Origin of the sequence: Flavivirga amylovorans (assembly GCF_030540875.1) — a bacterium.
In the GTDB taxonomy this organism is placed as follows: domain Bacteria; phylum Bacteroidota; class Bacteroidia; order Flavobacteriales; family Flavobacteriaceae; genus Flavivirga; species Flavivirga amylovorans.
On record NZ_JAUOEM010000001.1, the window covers coordinates 444470 to 470808 of the forward strand.

The 26339-nt window shown below is 30.9% G+C and carries 16 protein-coding genes and 1 pseudogene; 3 read left to right on the plus strand and 14 right to left on the minus strand.

All coding sequences use genetic code 11. The features are described 5' to 3' along the window. Positions 1–134 precede the first annotated feature (134 nt). The 6 genes and pseudogenes from Q4Q39_RS01895 to Q4Q39_RS20695 form a co-directional block, all read right to left on the minus strand. On the minus strand, positions 135–758 hold the full coding sequence (locus tag Q4Q39_RS01895) for a collagen-like triple helix repeat-containing protein (protein ID WP_303280665.1): 624 nt from the start codon (positions 756–758) through the stop codon (positions 135–137). Positions 759–1317: 559 nt separating this feature from the next. Next, the gene (locus Q4Q39_RS01900; RefSeq protein WP_303280666.1) at positions 1318–2154 is read right to left on the minus strand and encodes a helix-turn-helix transcriptional regulator; all 837 of its coding nucleotides are present in this window, start codon (positions 2152–2154) and stop codon (positions 1318–1320) included. Positions 2155–2236: 82 nt separating this feature from the next. Beyond that, the gene (locus tag Q4Q39_RS01905) at positions 2237–2737 is read right to left on the minus strand and encodes a hypothetical protein (RefSeq protein ID WP_303280667.1); all 501 of its coding nucleotides are present in this window, start codon (positions 2735–2737) and stop codon (positions 2237–2239) included. A gap of 174 nt (positions 2738–2911) precedes the next feature. Further along, the gene (locus Q4Q39_RS01910; protein ID WP_303280668.1) at positions 2912–3517 is read right to left on the minus strand and encodes a hypothetical protein; all 606 of its coding nucleotides are present in this window, start codon (positions 3515–3517) and stop codon (positions 2912–2914) included. A 169-nt stretch (positions 3518–3686) separates the two neighbouring features. Continuing rightward, entirely contained in the window at positions 3687–4535 is an 849-nt protein-coding gene (locus Q4Q39_RS01915) for a helix-turn-helix domain-containing protein (protein WP_303280669.1), read from the minus strand. 103 nt (positions 4536–4638) lie between these two features. After that, a pseudogene (locus Q4Q39_RS20695) lies at positions 4639–4791 on the minus strand (DUF4138 domain-containing protein); the annotation flags it as partial. A 618-nt stretch (positions 4792–5409) separates the two neighbouring features. On the opposite strand from Q4Q39_RS20695, the gene Q4Q39_RS01925 reads away from it, so the two are divergent. Further along, a complete protein-coding gene (locus tag Q4Q39_RS01925; RefSeq protein ID WP_303280670.1) occupies positions 5410–5943 on the plus strand; it encodes a BfmA/BtgA family mobilization protein in 534 nt (177 codons plus the stop codon). A 109-nt stretch (positions 5944–6052) separates the two neighbouring features. On the opposite strand, the gene Q4Q39_RS01930 is transcribed toward Q4Q39_RS01925, so the two are convergent. The 8 genes from Q4Q39_RS01930 to Q4Q39_RS01965 form a co-directional block, all read right to left on the minus strand. Then, on the minus strand, positions 6053–7264 hold the full coding sequence (locus tag Q4Q39_RS01930) for a C1 family peptidase (protein WP_303280671.1): 1212 nt from the start codon (positions 7262–7264) through the stop codon (positions 6053–6055). 1 nt (position 7265) lies between these two features. Then, on the minus strand, positions 7266–8690 hold the full coding sequence (locus Q4Q39_RS01935; protein ID WP_303280672.1) for a hypothetical protein: 1425 nt from the start codon (positions 8688–8690) through the stop codon (positions 7266–7268). 384 nt (positions 8691–9074) lie between these two features. Continuing rightward, a complete protein-coding gene (locus Q4Q39_RS01940; protein ID WP_303280674.1) occupies positions 9075–10025 on the minus strand; it encodes a Wadjet anti-phage system protein JetD domain-containing protein in 951 nt (316 codons plus the stop codon). A gap of 10 nt (positions 10026–10035) precedes the next feature. After that, a complete protein-coding gene (locus Q4Q39_RS01945; RefSeq protein ID WP_303280675.1) occupies positions 10036–13293 on the minus strand; it encodes a rhoptry family protein in 3258 nt (1085 codons plus the stop codon). Further along, on the minus strand, positions 13290–13940 hold the full coding sequence (locus Q4Q39_RS01950) for a condensin complex protein MksE (protein ID WP_303280676.1): 651 nt from the start codon (positions 13938–13940) through the stop codon (positions 13290–13292). The genes Q4Q39_RS01945 and Q4Q39_RS01950 overlap by 4 nt, the downstream gene beginning before the upstream one ends. Beyond that, complete coding sequence (locus Q4Q39_RS01955; RefSeq protein WP_303280677.1) at positions 13910–15244, minus strand: hypothetical protein; 1335 nt, start codon at positions 15242–15244, stop codon at positions 13910–13912. Before Q4Q39_RS01955 ends, Q4Q39_RS01950 begins: the two co-directional genes overlap by 31 nt. Positions 15245–15439: 195 nt before the next feature. Then, positions 15440–18262 (minus strand): TrlF family AAA-like ATPase, encoded by a 2823-nt coding sequence (locus Q4Q39_RS01960; protein WP_303280678.1) that lies wholly within the window; start codon positions 18260–18262, stop codon positions 15440–15442. A 669-nt stretch (positions 18263–18931) separates the two neighbouring features. Then, positions 18932–19870 (minus strand): hypothetical protein, encoded by a 939-nt coding sequence (locus Q4Q39_RS01965; protein ID WP_303280679.1) that lies wholly within the window; start codon positions 19868–19870, stop codon positions 18932–18934. A gap of 340 nt (positions 19871–20210) precedes the next feature. Here Q4Q39_RS01965 and Q4Q39_RS01970 point away from each other — a divergent pair, with 340 nt between their 5' ends. Together Q4Q39_RS01970 and Q4Q39_RS01975 are read left to right on the plus strand one after the other, a co-directional pair. Beyond that, the gene (locus Q4Q39_RS01970) at positions 20211–24368 is read left to right on the plus strand and encodes a hybrid sensor histidine kinase/response regulator transcription factor (RefSeq protein ID WP_303280680.1); all 4158 of its coding nucleotides are present in this window, start codon (positions 20211–20213) and stop codon (positions 24366–24368) included. Between the two features lie 146 nt (positions 24369–24514). Continuing rightward, positions 24515–26323 carry an alpha-1,3-galactosidase-related protein gene (locus Q4Q39_RS01975; protein ID WP_303280681.1) on the plus strand — a complete coding sequence of 603 codons (1809 nt, stop codon included), beginning with the start codon at positions 24515–24517 and terminating at the stop codon, positions 26321–26323. The last annotated feature ends 16 nt before the right edge of the window (positions 26324–26339 follow it).

Genomic DNA, 26339 nt, shown 5'->3' on the forward strand with positions numbered 1-26339 from the left:
TATGCTATTGCTGTTTTGGGTTGCTATATTATCTAGCTTCGACAAACATTGGAAGAATAAAAACCCCTCGCGGTGCAAAGCCTCATGAGGGGATAAGTTTTCAACTGTAAAATTTGGGGGAACTTTTACAAATTTTACTCTGAAATATTAAATTGAGCTTTAATTTCTCCGTATGACATTTTAGAGTAGTCTACACTTGATGATTTCCCAGAAGAAGACGGTGCTACTGCAGCTCCACCTGGTATTATAACGTATCGATATTCATCAATTCTATGTACGTTTCCATTCAAGTTAGAGCCATTAATTGACCTTGCTTGAATTTTGATTACTCCAGTAGCCTTATTCCCACTTGGAGGGGTAATTCTATGACGATATTGTACATCTGTATCATAAAAAGTATAAGGCAATTGAAAAACATCAATATTTACATCCTCAGCTACCGTGGTGAACCTCCTGCCAAATACCAAGACAACCCCTTGATCTAATACCTTTTCAGTAATTTCAGGCGCTTCAATATCAAAACTTGCGGTTGGAGTACCTACGCCAGAATCATCATCAAATCCTTTTTCAATCCATTCAGAATAAATAACATTGGCAGTACCTGGTGCGCCATCTTCACCATCTACTCCATCTGTACCGTCAACTCCTGCTGGACCAGCTGGCCCTGTCGCACCATCTTCACCATCGGAACATGAGAAAATTGAAATTGATACCATAAGTACCATTACTAACCTAACTAATTTCTTTTTTGCATTCATAATTTTATGTTTCTTTTAAAATGAACTGGCTAAACTAGTTATGAAAATCAAGTAAATCTTGTATAAAATGGACAAGGCTATTTTATTCTAGATACCCATTTAAATTGGTCAGGTTTTCTATTTATCTTTCAAAAGAAAAATAGCCCAGCAGTATTAAGAGTAAGAGGCATATAAGCAAGAGCAAACGTTGTACAGTACTATGCTCGAGCATTTTAGATAAAAAACCTAGTAACCAAAACCAACCTTTTCGAAAAATTAAAAGTGATAAGATAATTATCAGCACACTTAATATTACCACTATGTTCTCCATAACAATGGTTCTCAATTATAAGTAGAAGTTCTTTTCCACGAGTATATTATTAAGCCCCTAGTGATTCTGTACTTACCGTTACCAACTTAAAAGTTGTTTCGTATAAATCAACTCGTATAATAATGCCCGTTTGTACACTCCTGGGTGATACATTTACGTAATTATGTAAGATTCACTGAGTGCCCACATCTTCAATAGATGTAACTAAAGCTCTTCTGAAAGTACCGTTATTGTTTTTTTCAATCTTTATCAAGAACGCTGTTTAAGAACCATTTCCGTTAAACTAACATCACCATTTATAAACTCACTCGGAGAAATTTGCATGAACTTTTTAAATTCTTTAGTGAAAGACGGATGGTCATAAAATCCACATTCCAATGCCAATTTGGTTAACGTATCTTCTTCATTTTGATTGATACTGGCCATAATGGTATTCCATTGCAAGGTTCTATAGTATTTTTTAGGGGAAATACCTGTTACCTTTTTAAATAAGCGAAAAAGGTACTTTTGATGCACTCCAATTTTTTCGCTAATCTCTTCTACACTTCTTTTGCCTACAATATCTGTTTGCATCAATTCTACAACGACATCTATCAAAGGAATTTTAGGGAGGGCAGTAGGTATTATACTTAATAGATAATTTTCAAAAACTTCTTGTATGCTTTTTATATCTCTGGGACAATTTTCTAATTCCTTTTCCAATATTTGTGCATCTATAGTAGAGAAATCTGATGGAGGATTATTAGTGAAATTATTTCCATCTTTATGGAACAAACGATAAAATCCCGTAGGTGTGAACTCAATAAAAAGCTGCTTAACGGTACCTTGGTGGACTATTGAAACCCCTCCTTTCGTTGTTATTCCTAGTACATAAGCTCTCTTTGGCAAAGGTTCATTTTTTTGGTCATATACATTTCGCATTAAGTCTCCAAAGAAAAAAGTGAGCCCGGTTGTGTCTAAGGGAGGTATAGGGTGCAATTGGGGTTCTACAGTTTCATTTTCTATATAAGATATACGTTTTACAAAGGGTGTTAAAGCTTTTTCTTTTAACGGTAGGATGGTAAATTTAAGATTTGACATATTCATTAATAAAGTTTTAATCGATGTAATTATAGAAGATGTAAATGAGTATATTTTTTGAAGACACACTATATTTAATTTTTATCTATTAGTCCATCAGTATTCTAATTTCTGCATGATTTCCATTCCAAATTGGATGTACACCATCAAATCCTCTTTCTGAAATACTTTTGCCTATTTTTAACCATAATAATGTTCCGTTTTTTTTTAATCTAAACTTGAATCCCAAATTGATATTACCATTACTGGCTGTTCGTTTTGCCTTGTCATCATCGTCTTCATCATCTTTTACTAGATTTATGAATGAATTGGTACTATAATCTACAGTGAGACCTTTAAATGCTACTCCTGTTTCAAAATGTAAAATAACACCTGGTGCTACTCCTGCAGTAATTCCTGGTGACGCGTATGTCGATGTTTTTTTTGTTATGTTGTATTCTACACTTGGTAAAAACTTAGTCATCATAATGGGGAATGCCACTCCTTGGCTACCAAAAGCGGCAGGACTTAAATAAAAATTAAATTGAAACTTTTTTGAGGTTACGCTAGCACTTTCAACTTCCTGACCTTGTATATAGAATACACTCATTAGACATATTAAAAGAGCAAAAACCTTTTTTGTTAATTCTATCATCATAAACTGGTGGAAATTAAAGCAGCTTCTCTATCAAAGTCTTTACTTAAGGACACATTGTATGTAACCCAATTGAAAATTTATTTGGCAAAACCTTGAAGAATAGAAGTTTTTTGAGATTTAAAAAAATTACTCTAGAGTAAAAGTTACTTTAACATAATGTTTTTGAAACTCGTGAGGCTTCGAAGAATTAAAGACTCTTGGAGATTTATCAGTGAGAGTTTCTATTTTTTGGATGTCTCCAATCTTTTTATTGATACCATTAGCTATAGTATTAGCTCTATTCTTAGCATCATTTATAGCTGTTTTATCTAATGTTACAAGGTCTGAGTTCGTGTTTTTCTTAGTCAAAATTTCAACCCAAGTTATTGTTACCCCTTGCATTGGAAGTCCAAACAAATTTTCTACTTCTTCAAAAGATGTTGTTGTATACTCATAATATGAACTTCTGGCATAAGCTGAAGTTGTCAAGGGCAGCAATCTATTTCTCTCAAATTTTTCAAAATCAATATTGATTTTTTTTAATTTGTTTTTGTAATCCTCGATGATTTGAGCTCTTTTTTTGGATTCAACATTTTGATATCCATCAGCAACAAGTTCTCTAAATTCAAAATGAACGATATATTTTTCGATTTCAAATTTTTTAGAGGCTTCGCCTACTACCGTGATTGTATTATTTTGTTGTCCAAAAATAGGAGTTGCACACAATAATAATACTACAATTATTTTTTTCATGTTTTTGTTTTTAAACTAACCGATAAATCTAGGTGTAATTATTAGCTAAGTCTTGTATAAAATGGACATTGACTTTTAAAAACAGGAAAAATGATATTGATATATTCAATTGTGAAGATTACCAATATTCTATGGTAATGTATTGTAGTTTGAATACCCGAAAATAGTATTAACTATTTCTTTTTAAAGCTAGTTCAGCCAATTGAATATCATTATTAATAAACTTACTTGGAGATATTCCCATAAATTTTTTAAACTCTTTTGTAAAAGAAGGGTGGTCGTAAAAACCGCATTCCAATGCAATTCTAGTTAATGACTCTTCTTCATTTTCATTTATGATGGTCATGATAGTATTCCATTGCAATGTTTTGTAGTATTTTTTTGGAGATATTCCTATAACCTTTTTAAACAAACGGAAAAGATAACGTTGGTTCACCCCAACTTTCTCACAAATATCTTCTACATTTCTTCTACCAGTAATATCTTCTTGCATCAATTCTATTACCATGTTTATAAGTGGTATTTCTGGAAGTGCAGTAGGTATTTTGGAAAGTAAGTAGTTTTCAATAACCTCTTGAATGTTTTCTATTTCTTTTGGACAATTTTCTAATTCCATTTCCAATGCTTGTGCATTTATGGTGGATAAATCGGCAGGTGGTTTATTTGTAAATTCTTTGCCTTCCTTTTTAAACAAACGATAAAAACCTGTTGGTGTGAATTTTACAAAAATCTGCTTGACGACACCTTGGTGTACTATTGAAACATCTTCTTTTGTTATAATTCCTGCTATACAAGCTCTTTTATGAAGAAGAACAGTTTCTTGTTTATGTTCAGTCCTCATCTGGTCTCCAAAAAAAAAGGTAAACCCAATGGTATCAAGTGGAGGAAGTAGGTGAGACTGGGGTTTGATAGTTTCATTTTCTATATAGGATATACGCTTAACAAAAGGTTCTAAACATTGTTGTTTCAGTGGTAGTACTGTATATTTTAATGCGGATGTATTTAGTTTGTTGTTCATAGAGGCAGTTGAAAGTTACAACCTACTTACGATTTGGTGTATATAGAATTGTATAGATTGTTTGCTTTTAGGTATATACAACAAAAACTAGTTTTTGGATTTTTTAATCCTTTAAAACAATCTTCCTACTTCCATTTAACTCTTTAAGTTCAATCTGTAATTTTTCATTATCTCCAAGAACAAACTTAGGAAGGACATACACAAATCGTCTTTTTTCTCCAGTTTTGATTTCATATAGTAATTGATACTGATGAATAAGAACCTTCTAATTTTGTGGTGTGATAGTGATGTACATTCGTGTTTATATTTCGTTATCCCTATTTTGATTTTCTTGAAAAAGAACATCTTTACACTCAAAATTTCATTGAAAAGGTTAAAAATAATTTGAGCAAGCAAACGGTATAAAATCAATATAATTTTAATGACGATTTAATATCTAAAGCATCAAAACAAAACAAATAGTCTTGTTTAAAATGAAGAGTTTTTTTGCTAAAAAATACAACACTAATTTGTATTTTTAAAGAGCTGTGAAACAGTGATTTTATGTATGGTTATTCAATTTTGATTTGACTTTCCAAATAACCATATCATTCAAAATGTAAGATGGAACGGAATGTAAATTCCGTAAGTAAGCAACTGACTTTTTTGTCAGTTGTTCGGAGATTTTAATCGCCAAAGCGATTAAAGTTGGAGAAGCAAGAGGGTAACACGCTAAAGCGGTGTTACGTTTCTCATTTGCTTCGCAAAGCCCTGTATTTATAAGGGTTTCAGAAGATTTGTGTTTTTTGGATAAAAAAATAAATTGTCACAAATACTTTGAAAAGCCCTGAGAACATTGAAAAATATTGTCACAATTGATAAAAATAAAGCCCAAATGGATGATTTTAAAACAGTACGATTAAAAAAGAAAACCTTAATAAGATTTAAACGTTTTTCTAAAAAAGTATCAAAATCCTATTCAGAAACGATGGAACTTGTCATAGATTTTTTTGAATGGCATGGCTTTTTACCTTCAGACCGATTTGAAAAGAGTATCATACAGGAAATCGCTAAAAATAGAAAGCGTACCGAAGCATCCATAGCCATTATCAAGGATATAGAAAAGAGCCAGACCAAGCCTACCAATGCTATGTTGTCAGCTCTTTTTGGAGAAAGTTTAGTACAAGAAGAACCCTTACTCGTGGAACGCAAATTTAAGGATACGCCAAGAGAGAAAAAACAGGTAGAAACTACCGTACCAAAAATCCGATATGAAAACTTAGAATGGAAAATGGACTCTGTAAAAAACGATTTTAGCTACGTACTAGATAATGTAAAGGTTGTAAAAAGCAGTTTCGGAAAGAATTATTTAAGGTTGGAGCTGAACGAGGAAGAACTTGTAAAGTTTAGAAGGATACTTAGAAAATAATGTTTCGTTATTAGCTGTTTTAGTGTTTTTTAGTTGTGGTGATTTTTAATGCAGATAAAGGGAAAAAGGAAAGTGAACTTGAATAATCATGAACACTTTCCTTTATTAATTATTTAGTTGATAATTGAATGAATGCAGCCGATTTAAAAATATTGAAACCAGCTCCGGCAATCTTGTCTAATTTGAGATTAAAGACTTTTCCATTGTAAGTTATCTCATATTCATCGCCAGAATTAAATTTATAAGAACCTATTAATTTATTTGTGGAACCAGATGTATCAGATAATCTTAAGATTACTAAATCACTAGATTTATTGAGATAAACACAACTAACTTTTATATCATCAGTTATTTGAATATAATAACCCTTTTTAAGCCAGCCATAAAAATCAGATGTCGTCTCAACGAGTCCAAATTCCTTGTCATAGGTTTTAGGTCTAGTCGCTATCGTATACTTACCATAATTATTAGAGTCTATAGCATAATATGCTTCATAAATAGCTTTTTTAAAAGCATCATATGAAATATATATGTAACCATCATTACCCGAGTTTGGTCCATACGAATTTAATAATTTAAACTCTTTTTTGTCATCATCATAGCCAACACACAAAAGAGCGTGATAAAAATATTTCTTGCTTGTATCATTCAATGGTTTTTGCCAAACAAATTTTTTCTTGTTCGGACGAATATCATCCATGAAATTCGCAATTTTTGAATCTAACCAAACGGCAACTCCAACTGGGTTACCATTAAATATTTCATATTTAATTGGATAGATATCAGATATGGGAATATTTTTGCTTGCATAAATTGTTTTCCAGTCTTCAATAGTGTATCGCTCCGCATTCCTTTTAGCTAGATATGAAGGTGAAGTATTACAGTTTTTTTCTTTATATGGCATATCATTCCAAAAGCAAACTCCATTCTTTTTTAAAAATTCAAATGCGTTTGAAAAATGAATACCTTCTCCACATTTCCCTGCCATACCTTTTAAGCTATTAAATATAAATGTTGGACTCATCAATATGTTAGGATTATTTTCCTCAATTCTTTCTTGATAAGTTTTTAGACCGTATCCCAAAGTCCATGCTACGCAACTTCCTTGTGTTGAACCCTGATTACCTGGTATTGGCATCAATGAACTTAAATCTCTTTTTTTTTCAATAAATCTTGGTCGTGCTGGGATGAATTTTTGTAGTGGGAGTGAGTCTAAGAGTTCTTGTGAAGGTATTTTTAGTCCGTATTTATTCGTTTGATTTTCCTGAGAAAAAGAAACTGCAGATAGTATTATTAGAATTAGTGTGACTACTTTTTTCATTTTAAAAAGAATAATTAAGACCCAAATAGATACCTTTTGGAGTTGTTTGGAATTTATAAGATAAATCTTCTTTTAGAACGCTTGTTGAAGAAACAGTTTCATCCAACTTTAAGTCATTTAGTTCTGGTTCCCAAGTCCAAATGGGACCAATTGAAAAAGCAAAATTTGAAACTGGAATGGAGAATCCACCACCTAAAAGTAAATACGGTCTCTCTTTTGTAGGGTCAACACCAATTTGGATTAACGGAGACAAGAATTGCGAATTAATATCAAAGTTTAGGTTTAAGAAAATACCTGTTACAACTGTGTTTTTATCTATATCATTCTGTGTCACAATTAATTCATCTTGGTCATTTGTTGTTACACCAAAACCATTTAATGTTGCACTAGAGTAAAATAAACCTGTTCCAATTTTTGGGGTTATAAAATCGTATTTCTGTATTAAAAATTTATGCTCTTTTATTTTTGATTTGTCTTCTAAGGTGAAATCTTTTTTGAGTTCACGTGTAGAAAGTGAAATATTGAGTTTAATGGACTTGCCCTGTTTTAATTTCAAAGGTTTAATTCTATAATAATTGTTAAAATCAGGTGATTTTTTTTTCAATGAAACCTTTATTTGAATCATATAAGTTTTTAATAGTTCAATTAACCTTTTGATGTTTTTATAGCTTGATGAAAGCTCTTTATGAAATTGCCGTATTCTCTGTTTTAGAACTCCTTTACTAACGTCATCAATCTTTTTAGCATCATCATTAATCTGAAAAAGCTTGGCAACAATTTCATTATCGTTTTCTTCAATTCTTTTAATAATTTCTTCTGCTGCAGAATAACTTATTTGTACTTTATTTGGAGAATCAGCTTTATACAAATTTTGAATAATGTTCTTTACTTTTTTCTCTTCTTCGAGTAATTCCAATTCTAAAAGAGCATCCATCATCTGCCAATACTTGCATAAATCGCTTCCTGCTTTGAAACTACCTGCCTTGAAACCGTTATAGACTTCTGGGAATATCTTACTTACTCTATCATTACCATTAATATTAGAACAATCTATTGGCTGATAACCGGACGAACCCGCTTTCAATAATGATGAGCCACCTGCTAAGCCTGTTAAATTTTCTTTGAAGAACTTTTTAACCTCTTCCACTCTTAGGTCATTTATTACGCTATCTTGAATAACAAGCTTGTACTGAAGGGGGTTAATCCAGTTCAGGTAGATGTCAATCGAGTTTCTTTTTAAGTTCAATGTTACTTCTTTACCTATTGATTCTGTATTGCTCTGATACTTTACATCTTTAACAATATAGGTTTCATCCTTGTTGATTGTGAGGAAAAAATTCTCTTTCTTACCGATTTTAATAGGGCTTTCTTGAGCAAATACTGAAATACTCAGAATAAGAGATAAAATGATTGGTAATTTATTCATAATTAGAATGTTTGGTTGGTTTTTGTAATATAAAACATAATAATTATATTACAAAACATAAAGATATTTCTTATTAAAAATTTAGAAATACCCAATAACAGGTATTTTTAACCAGCCATTACCCTTAATATGAGATGAGTATGAAAAAAGAGGAGATATCTTTTTGGTAAGTGTTGTTTATGAAAGTAGCAGTGCTATATAGGTGAATAAAACGAATTAGAGGCAATGTACTTTTGCTATATACAGTATAGAGGCAGGCAATGTAATAAATACTTAGACCAGAATACATACATGTATTTTTTAGAATTGTTGGAAAATACATTGTTGATTGGTAGATGAGATAATGGTGTATGTAAGGTTGTGAAGTTATGTGGTTTGTGGTGATTAAATTATATTCTTGGATTCCAATAATTCAATTAAGCCCATTGACTCCTCTTCAATCCAAATGTTTTTGCTAATTAAGCTTTCTATTATTTTAATTTGTGAATCATTATAATCTGACTCTTTTAATCTAGATAGTTTTTCAGGTTTCCATTTGCTCTTATGATTTGGAGAGTTTACAGGTAAAGCATTATCTAAATTTAATGGCTCTAACAATTCTATACCTTTCCCTTTAGAGTTAAAGATGTTTTTTACTCTTGAAAAAATAGATAGCCCATGATAATCCCAATCACAGAAGTAATAGATAGGGTATTTGAATTTTTCAAGTGGTAAATCCACAAGAGGTTTAGTGTTGTTTCCACCGACATACCATAATTCAATACCATTTCTTTTATACTCAGTGGGTACTTTTAAACATGCGATGTTTTCACATAATACAATTACTTTTGGATTTTTGCAATCGACCACTATTCGCCACTGGTTATTTTTAGCATCTTTTTCTGGAAACTCTTCTATTTCCAAAAGTTTTAAAACATCCTTTTTTAATCCAGGTTTGCCTGCTAAATATTTTGCTCCTTTTCCTTTGAATACTCTATTAGAGAAGGTGTATTCAGTAGTTAAGACTTTTTTTAATTCTTTATTATTATTAAATATGAATATTAAAGATTTTAAATCATCTTCTGTATACCTTTTTACTGCACTGTTCTCAATACCAGATTTTTTGAAGAATGACAGGTAGTAGTTATACATATCTTCGAAATTTTCTTCATAATATTTATAGTACCTATCACTTGCTTCAATTATTGAATGATTTCCAAGCTTGTACCTAATCAATTTTTTCTGATTAAATAAAACTTGATTAATAAAAGCGTTACTAGTTATTTTTAACCTTGTTCGCTTTTTTACATAAAGCTCATTCAATCCTTTTAAATGTCTCCATTCTATATTTTTCAAAGGTGTAAAATTAATTTTCATCAAAATTTCCAAATATTGGTATTGGGTCATAATTGACTCTATCCTCAACTTCTAAATTGTTCTGTAATAAGTATATATTTTGATTTTTGGCATCTACTTTATTTGGACGGATAGATAATGATAATAATTGATAATCATTTTCTTTTGCGATTTCGTACAACATATCGAAATTACTTCCTAAACCTTCTGCTTCATCTATAGGCATGAAACGAATACCAGGTTTTGCTTCCTTAGCAAGGGGAGTTTCTTTATCAATCAATGATAATCTAGCTATGCAAAGAAGTGCTATCGCAGAATATGTTTGACTTGTACTACCAGAATTCTTTCCTAATTTCGACTTAATGAAAAAACTTAAGTCATAATATGATTGAGGACTCAGAAGCATTTCAATTGTAGGTCTTATTGTTCGGGAACCACCGCATCTGTGAAACGCTTCAATCATTTTATCCTCTAATGAAACAAAGCTTTCCAATTCGTTAGTAAAGCTTTTTAATGGCTCCATTAAAGATTTTTCTACTCCAAGGCTTAGCTCTTCATTCACTTTATCTATAAAGTCTTGCATCCACTCTCTAGGAAAAGAATTATTGAGACTTTGTTTCAATGTTGCCTTATGATTTCCTGTGATAATCTTATTGTCCGAATTTAAAAAGTTCCTGACTCTACGGACATAGTCTAGCTGTAAACTTACCTCAGAGTTTACTTCATCAATAATAGAATTGAGTTTTTGTAGTTTCCTTCCATTTAATTGTTGATTTTTAATATTTATATCTCTAAGTCTTTTATTGATTCTTTCAATCACTTCTTCTTCTAAGACTTCATCTCCATCAAAAATTTCGGGAGGTAATATCTCTTCACATAATCCTTTAAAATCACCAGTGTCCTTATATCGTTCGTAATTATTCTCCATATAATTACTTGCTAACGTGTTATAAGAAACCAAATAAGAGCGTTCTTTTCCATTCCAATTATTTTCAAGAGATTCGAGCTCTTCTTTATTAAGTACCCTGTCTTGAATCTCTTTTGCAACCTCCTTATCAAATTCTCGAACAAAATCTATACTTATTTTATTTGCCAATTTTTGTGATTCGTCATACTGTTCATCCAGTTCTTTTAACGTTTCTAAAGGGTTAATATCAAGAGTTTTCTCCCTGGTTATAGCTTGCAATTCTCTAAAATAACTTTTAGAACTTTCAAGTCTGTTAGCTACAATATTATCACTATCAGCCTTATCGCTTTGATAGCCAAACTTTTTTACATATTCACTTATTTGACTTAACTCAATCGGCTCAACGAAGTCTTCTAATTCAGTTTCTAGATTGTTCAATAGTGTTTTTAGGTTTGTTCTTTTCTTGTCAATTTCGTTGAAAGCTTTATTTGCAAGATTTACTTGTTCATCAATTTGGTTGGCACTATCAAATAAAGAAGCATATTTTTCAATTTCATCTGGAGTAAGGTCATATAGTTCGTAATGTTCGGTGTCCTTTATCTCTTTACGAGAGTTCCAATCTTGAATATAACCAGAAGGATTGTCAAGGCTCTCGAAGACATCTTTTAGCGTATTATAAAGTGTTTTATTCTTTTGAAGTTCTGCTATATCGTCTTCAAGCAAGTTACTTTGAGACTTGAAATATTTTTCTATTTCATTTTTATCTAATTTATCAAAGACTGGCTCATTAACATGTTCTATAAACTCTTTAATACCATTTAGGTTTATCCAAAAACCGTTTTGCTCTGTTTTATAAACATTGAAATCTTCAATTAATTCTTTTGGTCTTGGAACATATCTATAATTTGGGGTGCTTGGTTCATCAACCTTAATATCTTCTCTTTGGTATTTATGAATAATACTTTCTTCCTGAAGATTAAGGGCTCTTTTCAAATTCATTGCCCAATATGCCAAAGAATTTGGATTATTGATGTTGTTCAAAGATTTTAATTTGTTCTTGGTCAATATGCTCTCACTAATATTATTTATCTCTGTAACTATTTCAAGAAGTATATTTTTGCCCCAGGATTTTTGCTCAAAAAATGTAAATATGTCCTTTTGATTTAGTTTTTCTATCAGTAAGTTTATATTATCTATTTTGCTTTTTGATTTGTGGTATAAACGATATTTATTGAGGACTTCCTCTTTGCCACAATCGAACTTTTCCATCCATCCAAAGAAGAACTTTATGCTATCACTTTTTGTTTTCCATTCATTTTTGGTATCAACAGTATTTTGATAATTCTTTTCTATTTTATCTAATTCGGATTTAATGATTTCAATCTTTTCACGTACTATGACCTTTAAACAAGACAGAGCTTCTATACTTCTGTTGTATTTACCTAAAACCGTTTTTACTTCTTTTTCAGTAATATTATTTTTATTATTTAAATGGTGATACTTAGCCAGAAGATAGTACTCTTTGAGGGTATCTCTTTGTTTTTTAATTTTCAGTAAATCAGCTAATTCTGTATGTTTATTCTTTAGTTTCTGTATTTCACTAGAATTTTCTTTATATTCTTCAACATCTGAATTCAACTCAGTTACTGCTTTGTTAAAATTATCTTTAAATTTTTTTTCCGCTTCGTCGCCAAATAAAAAACGTTTTAACTTCTCACTTTTAGATATATCTAAAGATCTTCTGGAAAAGGCTTGTATTATATTTGAGTAACTAAGTAGTGCTTTACGATTTTTAGATATATCAACTGGAATAATAGAGTTTTCTGTATTACACAATATTTTATGATAACGACCTAGTTTCTGCCATGATTCGCAGGTAATTCCTATTACGTCACTTATATGTTCTTTTACTCGTTCAATTGGTAATATTTCTCCGTCTTGAATTAAATCTGAATAACTTAACAAAGTAGAAAATGGCACTAATTTGGTGTCTTCGCTAAAGTCATTACCATTTTGGATAATAAACATTTGGGAAGCACCTGAACTCTCTAAATAGATACCTATGACAATGTAATTGGCTTCTAAAGTCTCTATGTTGAGGAAAGCATAACCATAGTCAGTTCCTCTACCTTTCCTGGGCAGGACCATTGTTTTGGGAAGTCTTTCTTCAGCACTTATGGTTGGAGAATAAAAAACTGACGTTCCTACAAAAATCAGTTGTAATAAATCTGAAATTAAACTTTTACCTGAACCGCCCTCACCAACAAAGTCTGTTCTGAAAGAATTGAACTCATAGTCAAAGTTTTGATGATGAATAATTCCTAGGGTCGATAACCTCTTTATTTTTGGATATATTTTCATTTTAATTCTTTGAGTATTTCGTCTATATCTTGAATTTCCTTTTCGTAGAAATTTATTAATCTATCAAAAGCGGGCAATGGTTCAAATTCATCGTTTGATATTGTAAACCATCCTATTTTACTGAATTCATTTAATGCATTTTTTATTGTCCTATCTATTGCATCGTCATTAAGATTGCTAGGCAGTAAATTATTTGATTTAGCAATTAATCTATAGAGACCGGGTTTTATATCGTCATAGTCTATCCTTATCTTTTCTTTTAGTTTACTAATAGAATTCAATTCAATCTCCTTATGAATAAATAATACTTCGTATATAATCAGACCAATTATCACATACTCATTTTTAAGGAAATGTCTATTGTCAGAGGTGATTTTTCCTCTATCATTAGGAGATTCAAAATCTAGGAAATAGTATTTCCTGGGAATTTCACCTCCAGACGATAGGTTAATTTTGAAGAGGTCTTTATAATAAAGTTTTAGGCTTTCTTCGTTATTAACAATGTAATTGTAAAGCTCTATTTGATTCCCTGCTTGTTGTATATGCACTCCATCCTTCAAGCTATAATCAAGCTTTGCAAATAAATCTTTTGTATTTCTATGACGTAGAAAGTCTTCTATTTTGTTTTCGTTACTTCCATTTTCCATAGTGCTATGTTTTTAAAATATTCGTTGGTTTCCAATTGGTTATAAGTTGTCAACTCTAATTTTTTGTCCTTTCTGATTTTAACAACAATGTTGAACAAAACTGTAATTGCTATTTCGGAATCATTATCTTCATTTAAAATCTTGTAGAAAACTTCGCTTAAATTCAACTGCTGTCTTAATTCTATTTCTGAAATAATATAGTTTTCCCAAACTGAGATTTTTTCTTGCCGCTCTATTACCTTTAAAGTCCTCAGTTTGTTTCTCTCAACTATCGAGAGGTTTTGTGGATATTTAATAAGTTTCTTGGGCTTTGGAGGGAAAAGCTCTAAGTCCTTTCTTAGAACTGTGAAGTTAGGTACTTCAATGTGCAATTTAGGTGTGGGTACGGAAAAGGGGAATACAATTGATTTTGAGCTATTTATATATTCAATACTACTTTTGTCTAAAAGATATCTTGTGAATTTTTGAATTTTAGAATTGAATCGAGGTCGATTCAAAGTTGAAAACAATTGTCGAATTCTGGGTTGAATTCTTTCTAGTTTTCTATCAATAGTATTCAATCTGGCATTTACCAACCTTATAAATAAATGCACTTCTGTGATTAAATCATTTATGTAATTATCATCAATATCTTTTGTATCGAGTATATTTCGTATTGTCTTTGTTTCTTCATAAGCTGACCTTAATTCTCGGCTTTGTTCTTGTGCAATATCTAGGTTATCTTCTACGCTTTTTAGTACATCAATAAACTTGTGTTCGGTAAAATTTGATTCTTTTTTTAGTTGCTCTACTGAGTTGGCTATTTGCTTTTCTAAAAAATCTATTTGCTCTCTTAATTCAGGCTCAAATCTTTTGTATTGATTTTCCAACCAATTTTGTAAATCATTGTCGTTGTCTATGTCTTTCAGTAGCTTTATTAAGTCAGAACATAATTGCTTAATACGAGTCGGGTTAAATGCTCCCTTTAAAGTGGTTTTGGCGTGTTCACAGAACTTATAGGCGTAGTCCTTGAAAAAATATCTTTGACTTTCTTGGTCATAGTCCAAAAAATATTCTTGTAAATGATGTATGTAGGCACTGTAATCTTCCTTTTGTAATCTTATAGTTGGAGGTCTTACTTTGATAAAGGCATCATGGATGTTTTTCTCTGTAAATAGGTTGTTTATAAAATCACCCGCTATAACTTTTTCATACAGAAAGACAATTGCCAAACCAACGGTTTTTTGGGGAAATAGTCGAGCATAAGTATAATCGTCGTTAATCTCATCAAAAAAATTAAATTCTATTTTTTTGTCTAAATTCAAATTAAATATTATTTCATCATTGATATATTTTCTATTCCAAACCAATTACTAATATTATCCATCGCATTTGTACTCATTTCAGAAAGGCGAATTGTAACTAGGTTCTCTTTTGCTCTGGAACAGGAGGCATAACACATATTTTTTGTTTTTTCTTTTCTAACTACTTCTTTTAAATTGGCTAACCTTTCTTGAATTCTAAAAATTATACTTTTTCTTACGTTTATCGAATGCTTCTGGGCCTCCTTCTAAGACGTCACAAATATGTTCTTGAATGCCTCTTTTATACAATACTTCCTTAATTGTATTATCTTCTTCAATCGAATTTTCAATTGAGCCTGAAACGTATTCAAATGTAAATGCCTTATTTTTTGTGTCCTCGCCATTTTGATTTGCCACAACAATTAATTCTGCATCAGCACCTAAAACTAAATTAGGGTTATGAGTTACTATGATTATTTGGCGTGCCTTTTTACGTTTCCTTAAAAACTTTACAACTTGATTATATATTGACCTATTGTCCAAATCATCTTCGGGTTGGTCTATAAGTATAGGGCATCTACTATCATCTAAATCGATTAACAATCTTAGTAAAACAAAAGATTTTTTACCTGGAGACATATCAGAAATATCATCATTCTGATAAGTGACTTTAAAGTCATGCATAAACCAATTCTTAAATAGTGAAGTAATAGCTTCTTTGCTACTTACACCTTCACGTTTTGGAATCTCATTTTTTATAATCTTCCAAGCTTCTTCTTTTAAGAACTTTTTATGTTCCTCTGAACTGACAAAGTCATATTCGGTTAGATATTTGTAGTCTTTACTTCGTGTAGTCCTGCCATCGAAATTTTTATTTACAAAAGACTCTTGAAAGTAATCTTTCTTGAACCTTGTAACAATATCGAATGACAACTCATCATCAAAATTTGACAAATTAACACTTTTTTTAGCCTCTAAGTAGAGAGCATAGTAATCAGCATTTAGTTCAGATAAAAGCTCAACATTTTTGCCAATTTGTGCATAAGAATTGTTAATCTCTTTTTCTATATCTATAATGTTTAATAGTATTTTTTCTTCCTTTCCCTTATCCTTCATTAGGTCATTTAATGCATTCTGGTCTTTTAATGATTCCCGTAAATCTGTAATACCTTTTTCTTCAACTACTATTTCGTTATTAAGATTCTTAATTTTTTCATTAAATGATTCAATTTTTTGAGACATTAAGTTTTGCCAATCAAGTTTATATGATTCAACTTTCTTTTTCGAAAGAACCAGCACTTCTTCTCTTAAATCGTCATTGATTATATTTTCTATAAGGCTTTCATTTGCATCTATATAGATTTCCTTTAGAGATTTGAGTCTAGAAATATCTTTTGTGATTATATCTATATTAGCCTGTTTTTCTTTTATAAGATTTGTGACTCTGTTGAATCTATCCAAATCTTCTTCGCTTACTTTAGATTTTTCTTGTAATCTTTTTATGTCTAACGTTAGCTTGTCAATTTGCTTCTTGATACCATCTGAATCGCCTAACTCTTTCTTAAACCTATTCTTTTCAATGTTAATTCCAATATTCTCAAATAGATTTTTGATGGCAATTTCAATCTTACCTGAAATAGCTTTTTTCCTTTCTTTTAAAGAATCATACCATTTCTTGAAGTCTTTTTTCTGTAATAGTACATCTTGAATTATTTCATCAATGTCGCTAGTATTTTCTCCATCATCAACAACCCTATTTAAATACGATTGAGGTATGTAAATGATTCGCTTATCTGGATTCGTGCTTGAATCAAGGCTGCTTACTTGACCATCTTTCCAAATTACTTCAAAACCTTGAACAGGTCTTTTTTCATCAATTCCAGCAGATTTATTACGTTTTTCATATTCAACTACATCAGCAGTTTTTGCAGTGCTTCTAAGCAAGATGGATTTTCCTGTAGATTTTCCACCAATTATAGCGGTCATGTTTTGATTACATTGTATAAAGTCTGTAGTAAATGATGTGTCTAGAAAGCGTAAACTATCTATAACTTCATATATCTTTTTTTCGTCAGGTTTTCTATCAGAAATCCTTACTCTTTCCTCTGGCTCATAAATAATCTGCTTAAGTCCTTCAAAAGTTGGGTCTGCTTTAATCCAGCATAACTTATTTGCATTCTTTACAAAAAGCTCCTCATAAGTATGAGAATCGCTTCCCCAAATGCATGGTTTAAGAGATTTAAACTCTTTAATATATTCCTGGGATGTAGCATTAAATTTTCCCAAGCCCCAATCTCGGGTTTTAGAATTTGATGAGAATAAACAATCCGATTTTTGAATAATTACTTTTCGTGTATGATGCCCCTGATTATTCCATGCAACTGCACTTAAATCTTCATCAGATGGCGTAACAATGAGATATTTTCCTTTAAATATTGATGGTTGAGAAGTTAATAGGTCAGTTATTGTTTCGTCAGAAACAACGGCATTCATCATCCCAGTAAACAACTTACTTGAATGTTTTCTGAATTCTTTATGTTCCTCTTGTAATTTTGTTCCGAGTGCGATAAGGTTTTTCTGAGTTAAAGCTCTTCTTTCTCCCGCTTCCTGAGGCGCACCTTCATAAATTATTTTTAACTGTTGTAGAAAATTTTCATCTATATCTTCGATAGAGACATCATTAGAGAATATTACATGAAAATTAACTCTATTCTGTTGAACCAATTTGTCTAATCTGAACTCTATATTTGGCAGTAAAAGAATTCTTTTTATTTCACTAATTTGCTTTTCGGAAAATTGTAATTCAATAAGCTTTGCATCATTGGATAAATATTCATTCTTGATTTTTTTATAACCTTCGATAGTAAAATAGTCTGTAATCGCAATTACGGCTATTTCGTTTTGAAGAGCTCTTGTAAACAATTGTTTTATGTATTCATCCCAATCAGCACCAAAACCATTATTTAATGAAGATTCTGGAGTATGAACATGTAAGTCCCATTTTCTCCATTCAGACCCTTTTGGGTAGATTTTATTCATAGTCATTGTTATTTTCCCCTGTGTGGGTTTTTATTTTTCATACAACACCTTTGGATAATAAAAAAGCCAATGAATACTCATTAGCTCCTACCGACATTTCCCTATGTGTAATCAGCTATAAATATATTAAAATTTTAACATAATTTCTTACGTATTTCTGTAAAAAACTACTTATGGTATAGGATTATACTTTCTCCACTGAGAGTAATCGAATTAGGTGCGTTATTTTGAGGACTAATAAAATTTGTACCTTTACAACATCAAAGAAGAGCAAATTATATCTTCAAAGTTGTTTTTATGGTTTTAGTGTGCAGATAGGTGTACACATTTGGAAAAAATGAAATAAAGTACTGAATAACAGTGTAATATAAAGTGGCGGTTAAGTCTGCCACCCCGACGAACCTAGTAATAGGTTATAGTAAAACACTGTTAATCTTATGATTATCAGTGTTTTTTTGTTTTTGCACATTTTATTTGATATCAAATAAAAGCATCTAAACTCATTAAAAAGTTGTGTAAATCGGTGTGCATTTATTCACCAAAAATCAATAATGATGTCAATAACAGTTTTTGTTTCATAGTACTGTTCTTAATTGTAGCTAACGGTATTCTGTGTATGGTGCGCATCACGAAGGGTATGCGCTATACATCTCTTAGCGTGCGTTGTTGTTATTCAAAATATTCGTACTCATAACTAATTGTAAAAACTAAACGACTTTCTTCATATACGTCAGCTCTTTCCAATAATCCATTGTCAAGATAAAAATGCTTGTACAAATAATGGTTGTTTAAACTCATACAAGGGTCACTAAAATAAGTATATTTCTCTTTTATAGAGCCATTTTTATTATATGAAATTTTTGTTGCTAATTCCGTAATATCTGAACGATTACCAAATTTCATACGATTAATGCTTTCGATTCGCGAGATGTTTTTCTCTCTTTTTTCTGTTAATCTATTTGACGAATCATAATTATAAACGATTGTGTTTGTTACAACGTCATCTCTATAATGAATTTCTTTAGATAAGTTATTGTTGTTGTCATATTCATATGCTTTGCAATAGGTTTTTAGTTTTTCATATTCCGTTTGTTTCGAAGTCTCAATTATCTCGGTTTTGATAATTTCAGTTTTTACCTTTCCAAAACTTGTCCAATCTATCATTTTTGTTTTACGAACTATATTTTCTTCATTGTTTTGACTTTTACTTAATTGTTTTATTAGTTGCTCTTTTGAGTTATAAAAATTTTTAAAAGTTTCTTCGCTATCTTGGATTAATTGATTATTTCCGTCATATACATAAGGAATCGAGTCTATTTTAGTTGTATCTATTTTGTCTATCCAAAGAGTGAAGATTTTATTGTTATTTTTATCATAAATATTTCTGTAAATAGTTCCCAATCTTCCCATATTCCATTCAATAGAATTCCCTTTCCTGTCATACTTTTTCCAAATAGCAGTACAGCTAGAATTCGAACCTGAAAAACAGTGCTTTTCAAAAGATTCTTTCACTTTATTCTTCACAATCAAATCTTTATCATTTCCGATTTGTGCAGAAATTGAGTTAATAACTCCAACTAATATCAATAATGTTATTTGAACTCTCATTGTTCTTCTTATGTACGTTAACGTTAAATGTATGGAAAATCAGAAGCTAGCAAACAAAGCAACATCCATAATGTAAGCCTAAAAATAGCTATTTTCTGCATATTGCTAACAAACGTACTAATTTTTACTTTGAGATAATTTGCCATATTTTAGTATGTACTGTTTGATTTTCATTATGATAAAAGTTCAAATCCTACCATATTTAAATTTAAAGTAAGCCAGAAACAAATATAGTGCAAGCAGAATAGGATTATTAGTTTCCGAACAATATTTGCATTGACTCTTATTAGTCTTAAAGAATGTGTTATATTTGGCTTTACATCAAATTCATATATTGTTTATGAAGGTCAAGATTCTTTCAATAATACTGGCTATTTTATCGGTCTGCTCTTCTATTTCTCAAAATAGAAAACTAGAGTATATCCAAAAATATACTATTTCAGAAGGATTAGCGCATAATGGTGTTACCTCAATATTAGAGGATTCACGTGGGTTTCTATGGTTTGGTACTTTTGATGGTGTAAATAGATTTGATGGCTATAAGTTTACAATTTTTAAAAATACGGTCGACAAAGATATACTCACTTCTAATAGAGTAAGGTCTTTGGCAGAAGATGGCAATCATACTATTTGGATTGGAACAGAAAAAGGAATTACTCTTTATGACCAAACCGAAGCGGAATTTAAAAAAATTAATACAACTAAATCAAATGAGAACATTATTAATAATGCAATAATTAAGCAAATATTAATAGTTAAAGAAGAAAAAGTTGTTTTGGTTATTACCGAAAATAGTAGTTTATTAATCTTTGATTTTGATTATAATTTTCTGGGAGAATATTTTCCTGGTAATTTGTCAAATAAAAAGAATCTTGAATTATTTAATTGTATTAAGCTAGACGAGCAAGATTACTTGCTTAGCAGCTCAGAAGGTCTATATCTATTTAAATTAAAGGATAGGGTGTTTAAACCATTATTGCAAAATGAGATAGACTACACGGCATATGTAGAGCATTTGGATGATGACCATTTTGTTGTAGCACAAAATGATGAATCCATTGTTTTAAATTATCAAAAGGATGGTAGAGGCGAATACTTTTTCGATGTTAAAAGAAAGTTTTTAAAGGGATATAGAACCAAAACTTTTATGGTAGATTCTACAAATCATTTATGGGTAGGAACTACTAGGAGAGGATTATTAAAAATGAAAGTTTCAAGTTTGCTTTCTAATGAGCAAGATATTAAACCGTATTATTTTGATGATGATTTAAACTTGTTGAGAACGAGTAAAATAATTTCAACTTCAAAAAACCTATGCTGGCTTTCAACTTATAATCAGGGCGTGTATCAATTTGATTTATTTCAATCGCCTTTCAAAAGTTACAATTCAAAAATGAATTATGACTACGGTCTTAAATCCGATAATGTAAGACATATAACAAAAATAGATAAGGATAGGGTATATTTATTATCTCCAGATGCAGACTTAGCAATTTTTAATACAAAATCCCATCAATTTGAGCCAATAAGACCAGCACTTTTAAAAAAAATATCATCAGAATTAACCGGTTTATATGTTGATTGTAGAGAGAATTTGTGGTTAAGATTAAGAGGAAAAGCTAATCTGTTCAGGTTAAAAAAGGGAGAAAGTAATCTTGAGTTGGTTGAACTTCAAGGAGAGTATTCCCCAGATGTCGTTGGCACAGGATTGCGTTATTTTACGGAAGATAATTATGGCAACATATGGGTTGGGACAAATAGAGATGTTTATAGGATAGTAGTTAATAAAACAAACGAAGTCGTTGAAGTAGAAGCTCTCAATGATAATCCATACTTTTCAGTAGATAAGTTGTCATTAGCCAGATTTGTTTATGCAGACCCTATTCATGATTTTATTTGGATAGGAGCTAGTTCAGATGGGTTATTTCGTATTGAGAATAAGCGTGGTGTTTCTGTTAAAGAATTGAGTGTAAAACAATTTAAGAAAGATATTAATGTCCCATTTTCAATATCAAGCGATTTTGTGTCAGCTATTGTAAGATTGCCTAATGAAGAGTTTTGGATAGGAACAGAAGGTGGAGGGGTTTGTAAAGTTATTGATAGCGATACTAGCCCTAAGTTTATTCCTTATTCTGAAAAGAATGGATTATCTAACAATGCTGTTAAAAATGTATTATTTGATGATGAATATAATTTGTGGATAACTACAAATGTAGGTCTTAATAAGTTGAATACTAAGGATTTAAGTATTAAAAAGTTTAGAGAGTCTGATGGGCTTCCTTTTGAAGATTTCTTTTTTGTAGCAACTCATTTGGAAAACGGAGTAATTATATCTTCTGGTATAGATGGTTTTTGCTATTTTAATCCAAATGATATTGTTAAAACAAAAAAACTCCCCAAAATTTATTTTGAAAACCTTAAGATATTTAACGAAGATATCTCTCCTAATGATACTATAAATGGTAGGGTTGTATTAGAAAAAAGTTTAAACCAATTAGATGAAATAGTTCTTAAGCATAACGAAAATAATTTTTCTTTGGATTTGATTAGTCTTCACTTTTTGAATCCGAAAAATCACAATTTAAAGTATAAACTATTACCGATAAATGATGAATGGCAAGAAGTACCATCTGGTCAAAATACCATTCAATACAATGAACTACCACATGGGGAATATGAATTAAGTGTAATGGCATCAAATGTTTTAAATCAATGGTCAGAGCCTAAAAGACTTAAAATAGTTATAGAACCTTCTATTTGGAATACTACTTTTGCGTATATATTATATGCTATCTTATTTTTTCTGTTAGTCTATGTGGTTGTAAGGGTAATACTAAAAATACAAAGATTGAGTCATGATGTGGAAATTGAACAGTTAACTATAAATAATGTTAAAGAAGTAAATGAAGCAAAATTACGATTCTTTTCAAATATATCTCACGAGATAAAAACACCAATAACACTTTTGTCAGGGCCAATAGAAACTTTGTTGCAAAATTATAAAGGTAATGCTTCAGCAAAAGATAGGCTAAACCTAATGAAAAGACAAGTTAGGAAGATTGAACACTTGATTGATCAGGTGCATGATTTTAGAAAGGCAGATGCTAATGTGTTGAAAATGAATTATTCTCGATTTAGGTTTGATCTTTTTATTCAAGAATTGATAACTGATTTTAAGTTTTTAGCCCAGAAAGATCAAAAAGAATTGAACGTTGAAAGTGAAAATTCAAAAGTCATAGTTGCAGCAGACAGGGACAAGCTGGAGAAAATATTCAATAACATTATCAATAATGCTTTTAAATATACGAAGGTAGAAGATAGTATTACAATTAAGTACTTTGCTGAAGATAAAGACTTGGTAGTTGTTATAGAAGATACGGGACAAGGCATTGATAATGTAGATCTGCCCCATGTTTTTGAAAGGTTTTACCAATCACACAATAATAAAAACGTTCATGCTAGCGGATCGGGAATAGGACTTGCCTTTTCTAAACGCCTTATAGAAATGCACTATGGATTTGTAGATGTAGATAGTATCTTTGGTAAAGGTACAAAATTCACAATTCGTTTACCAATAGTAAAAAGTCATTCAGAGAGTGAAGAGGTTGTTGAAGACATCTTGTTGCCAGAAGAAGAGGAAGTGATATTTGATACAAAACTTGTTCAAAAGTTTGTGCCATCACAAATAGAGACCTCAGGGGAATTTACTGAGTCTTTAGTTTTTTATGCAGAAGACAACAGTGAAATGAAGCATTATGTTTCAGAAGTGCTTTCACGCTATTTCAAGGTGAGAACCTTCAGCAATGGTCAGGAATGTTTGGACGCTATGGAAGATAGGTGGCCAGATATTGTAATTAGTGATGTGCAAATGCCTGAAATGAATGGTTTAGACTTGTGCATTAGAATAAAGTCAGATTTAAAAACAAGTCATATACCAGTAATTTTGCTAACAGCCTTAACTAATATACAAGACCAAGTACAAGGTATTAGAGACGGTGCTGATGCTTATATTAAAAAGCCATTCAATGTGCAGCGATTAGTGACAAATACTGAGGCTTTGTTGAGTGGTAGGAAAAAGTTAAGTGAACGTTATCAGGTAGGTATTCCACTTACTAGAGATAATAATATTAATGATAGAAATGATAATGCTTTCTTGGACAAGCTTTATAGCTTAGTTGAAGAGAATTTAGGAAATCAGGATTTTAATCTTAACGACCTTGCTAAAGAAATGTACCTAAACCGTACTCATTTCTATCAAAAAGTTAAAGCACTGACCAATCAAACACCTTTCGAATTCTTGAAGATGTATAGGTTAAAGAGAGCTGCAGATTTCTTGTTACAAAAAAATATGTCGGTGAAAGAGGTGTCTATAGTTTCAGGGTTCAAGAGTAGAACCCATTTTGCAAAGATATTTAAAGAGCGATATAAGGTCTCACCAGGTACTTATGCTGAAGAAGTGGAAACAAGAAAAGAGGCAGATAAACCCCCCACCCCATAATATTTCATATATGTTAAATCAGGATATTTAGCTTTTAATAATACGGTTTATTTATTCAAAGCTACCCGAAATATATTTGTGAATACATAGTAAACACAGTAATTCAGGTATTTTTACAAAACGTTTGTATAAATACATTTAATAATATGAAATACTATTCAATAAAGCTATGTGGCTTACTTTTTTTTATAATCTCTTCTTTGTCTAATGCTACTGAAGTTATTACTATCAATCATGAACATTCAGACATAACTTCCAAGGTAAGGGAAGCTATAGAAAACGTTACAGAGAAAGATATAAAAATAGTATTTGAAAAAGGTGTTTATACATTTTTACCAGATTATGCTTTAAGTAGACATTCATTTATAACTAATCATGGTAATGGTTACAAAAGAGTTGCCTTTCGTTTTGAAGGGTTTGATTCAGTTACTATAGAAGGTAACGGTTCAGAATTTATATTTCACGGTCGTATGGCTCCGTTTCAGTTTGAAGATTGTGGCAATATCAAGGTGTCTGGTATTACAATAGATTGGGATATTCCATTGATTTTTCAAGCAGAAGTACTCAAGGTAGATGAAAATAATGGCTGGTTTGATTTGCGACCTCTAAAAGAAGGTTACAGTTGGAAATTTAAGGATAATCATATATCCTTCCCTGATATTGATGGCTTTAATTTTCATGAATTTGGTCATACCCATTGTTTTGATCCTAAAACTAAGTCTACATTTCATGGAGCTAATGGTCTTCACTTAAACCCAAATCGCGTAGAAAAATTAAGTAACGGTACTTATCGGTTTCATGAAAAGTTGAAACATTACCCCCCCGTAGGTTGTATTGTAGCTGCTAAAGGAGAAAAAGAACTTAATAGATATGCGCCTGCTTTTCAAACACAGAATTGTAAAAACGTAAACTATGATAAAATTATTATACACCATGCTTTGGGTATGGGGTTTTTATTTGAGCGCACAGAGAATATAACCATATCTAACGGTGGTGTTTATACAAGAGATGGTTCGGATAGGTATATTTCAAGTACTGCTGATGCTACACATTTTGCCAATTGTAAAGGCGATATTTTAATTGAAAATTGTAGGATAGAAGGTATGCTAGATGATGGCACAAATGTTCACGGAACTTATGTGAAAGTGGATAAAGTAGTAAATGAAAATACTGTTATTGTAGAATTACACCATTTTGAACAAGCTGGATTTCAGTTTGCAGACTCTGGAGATGAAGTATGGTTTGTACAAAAGCCAAACCCTAACCGAGGTGAAGTTAATACAGTTAAGTCCGTTAAATTCATTAATGATACATTTTCAAAAATTACTTTTAAAGAGGTCATTCCTACCACATTAAAAAAGGGCGATATACTTGAGAACAAAACATGGAATCCAAATTATACAATAAGAGGTTGTAAAATAAGTAAGCATAGAGCCAGAAACTTGATGTTAAAAACACCACTTAAAATTGTAGTTGAGGGTAATTATTTCTCATCAGATATGTCAGCAATTGGGTTTAGGGGAGAAACGTATAATTGGTATGAATCTGGAGCGGTACAAGATGTTGTAATAAGAAATAACCATTTTGAATATTGTGTGCATGGTAATCATGATTTACCCGTTTTATGGATTTCTCCCAAATTGAATCGTTCTTTTGACAGAACTATCACATATGATAGAAATATTGTGTTTGAGGATAATATCATAGAAACTTTTGGGGATAGGATTGTAACTGCAGAACAAGTAGACGGGTTAATATTCAGAAATAATACAATTAAACAAACTGACAACGCAAAAAAAATTCATAATAGTAAACCTATGTTTGAATTTAAAAATTGTAAAAATGTTATTGTTTCAGGAAATAGGTACATAGGTGCAAACACCCAAATTTTGAAAACAGATAAGGCCTCTGAAACACATTTAAAATTTAAAAGAAACAAAGGTCTTAAACTATAAATATTTATAACAACCA

What these genes read in the sequence shown, in the direction of transcription:
- Q4Q39_RS01975 (WP_303280681.1), top strand. Translation starts at nt 24,515, where the DNA reads ATGAAATACTATTCAATAAAGCTATGTGGCTTACTTTTTTTTATAATC.
- Q4Q39_RS01970 (WP_303280680.1), top strand. Translation starts at nt 20,211, where the DNA reads ATGAAGGTCAAGATTCTTTCAATAATACTGGCTATTTTATCGGTCTGC.
- Q4Q39_RS01895 (WP_303280665.1), bottom strand. Translation starts at nt 758, where the DNA reads ATGAATGCAAAAAAGAAATTAGTTAGGTTAGTAATGGTACTTATGGTA.
- Q4Q39_RS01965 (WP_303280679.1), bottom strand. Translation starts at nt 19,870, where the DNA reads ATGAGAGTTCAAATAACATTATTGATATTAGTTGGAGTTATTAACTCA.
- Q4Q39_RS01905 (WP_303280667.1), bottom strand. Translation starts at nt 2,737, where the DNA reads ATGAGTGTATTCTATATACAAGGTCAGGAAGTTGAAAGTGCTAGCGTA.
- Q4Q39_RS01960 (WP_303280678.1), bottom strand. Translation starts at nt 18,262, where the DNA reads ATGAATAAAATCTACCCAAAAGGGTCTGAATGGAGAAAATGGGACTTA.
- Q4Q39_RS01900 (WP_303280666.1), bottom strand. Translation starts at nt 2,154, where the DNA reads ATGAATATGTCAAATCTTAAATTTACCATCCTACCGTTAAAAGAAAAA.
- Q4Q39_RS01935 (WP_303280672.1), bottom strand. Translation starts at nt 8,690, where the DNA reads ATGAATAAATTACCAATCATTTTATCTCTTATTCTGAGTATTTCAGTA.
- Q4Q39_RS01910 (WP_303280668.1), bottom strand. Translation starts at nt 3,517, where the DNA reads ATGAAAAAAATAATTGTAGTATTATTATTGTGTGCAACTCCTATTTTT.
- Q4Q39_RS01930 (WP_303280671.1), bottom strand. Translation starts at nt 7,264, where the DNA reads ATGAAAAAAGTAGTCACACTAATTCTAATAATACTATCTGCAGTTTCT.
- Q4Q39_RS01945 (WP_303280675.1), bottom strand. Translation starts at nt 13,293, where the DNA reads ATGAAAATATATCCAAAAATAAAGAGGTTATCGACCCTAGGAATTATT.
- Q4Q39_RS01950 (WP_303280676.1), bottom strand. Translation starts at nt 13,940, where the DNA reads ATGGAAAATGGAAGTAACGAAAACAAAATAGAAGACTTTCTACGTCAT.
- Q4Q39_RS01915 (WP_303280669.1), bottom strand. Translation starts at nt 4,535, where the DNA reads ATGAACAACAAACTAAATACATCCGCATTAAAATATACAGTACTACCA.
- Q4Q39_RS01925 (WP_303280670.1), top strand. Translation starts at nt 5,410, where the DNA reads ATGGATGATTTTAAAACAGTACGATTAAAAAAGAAAACCTTAATAAGA.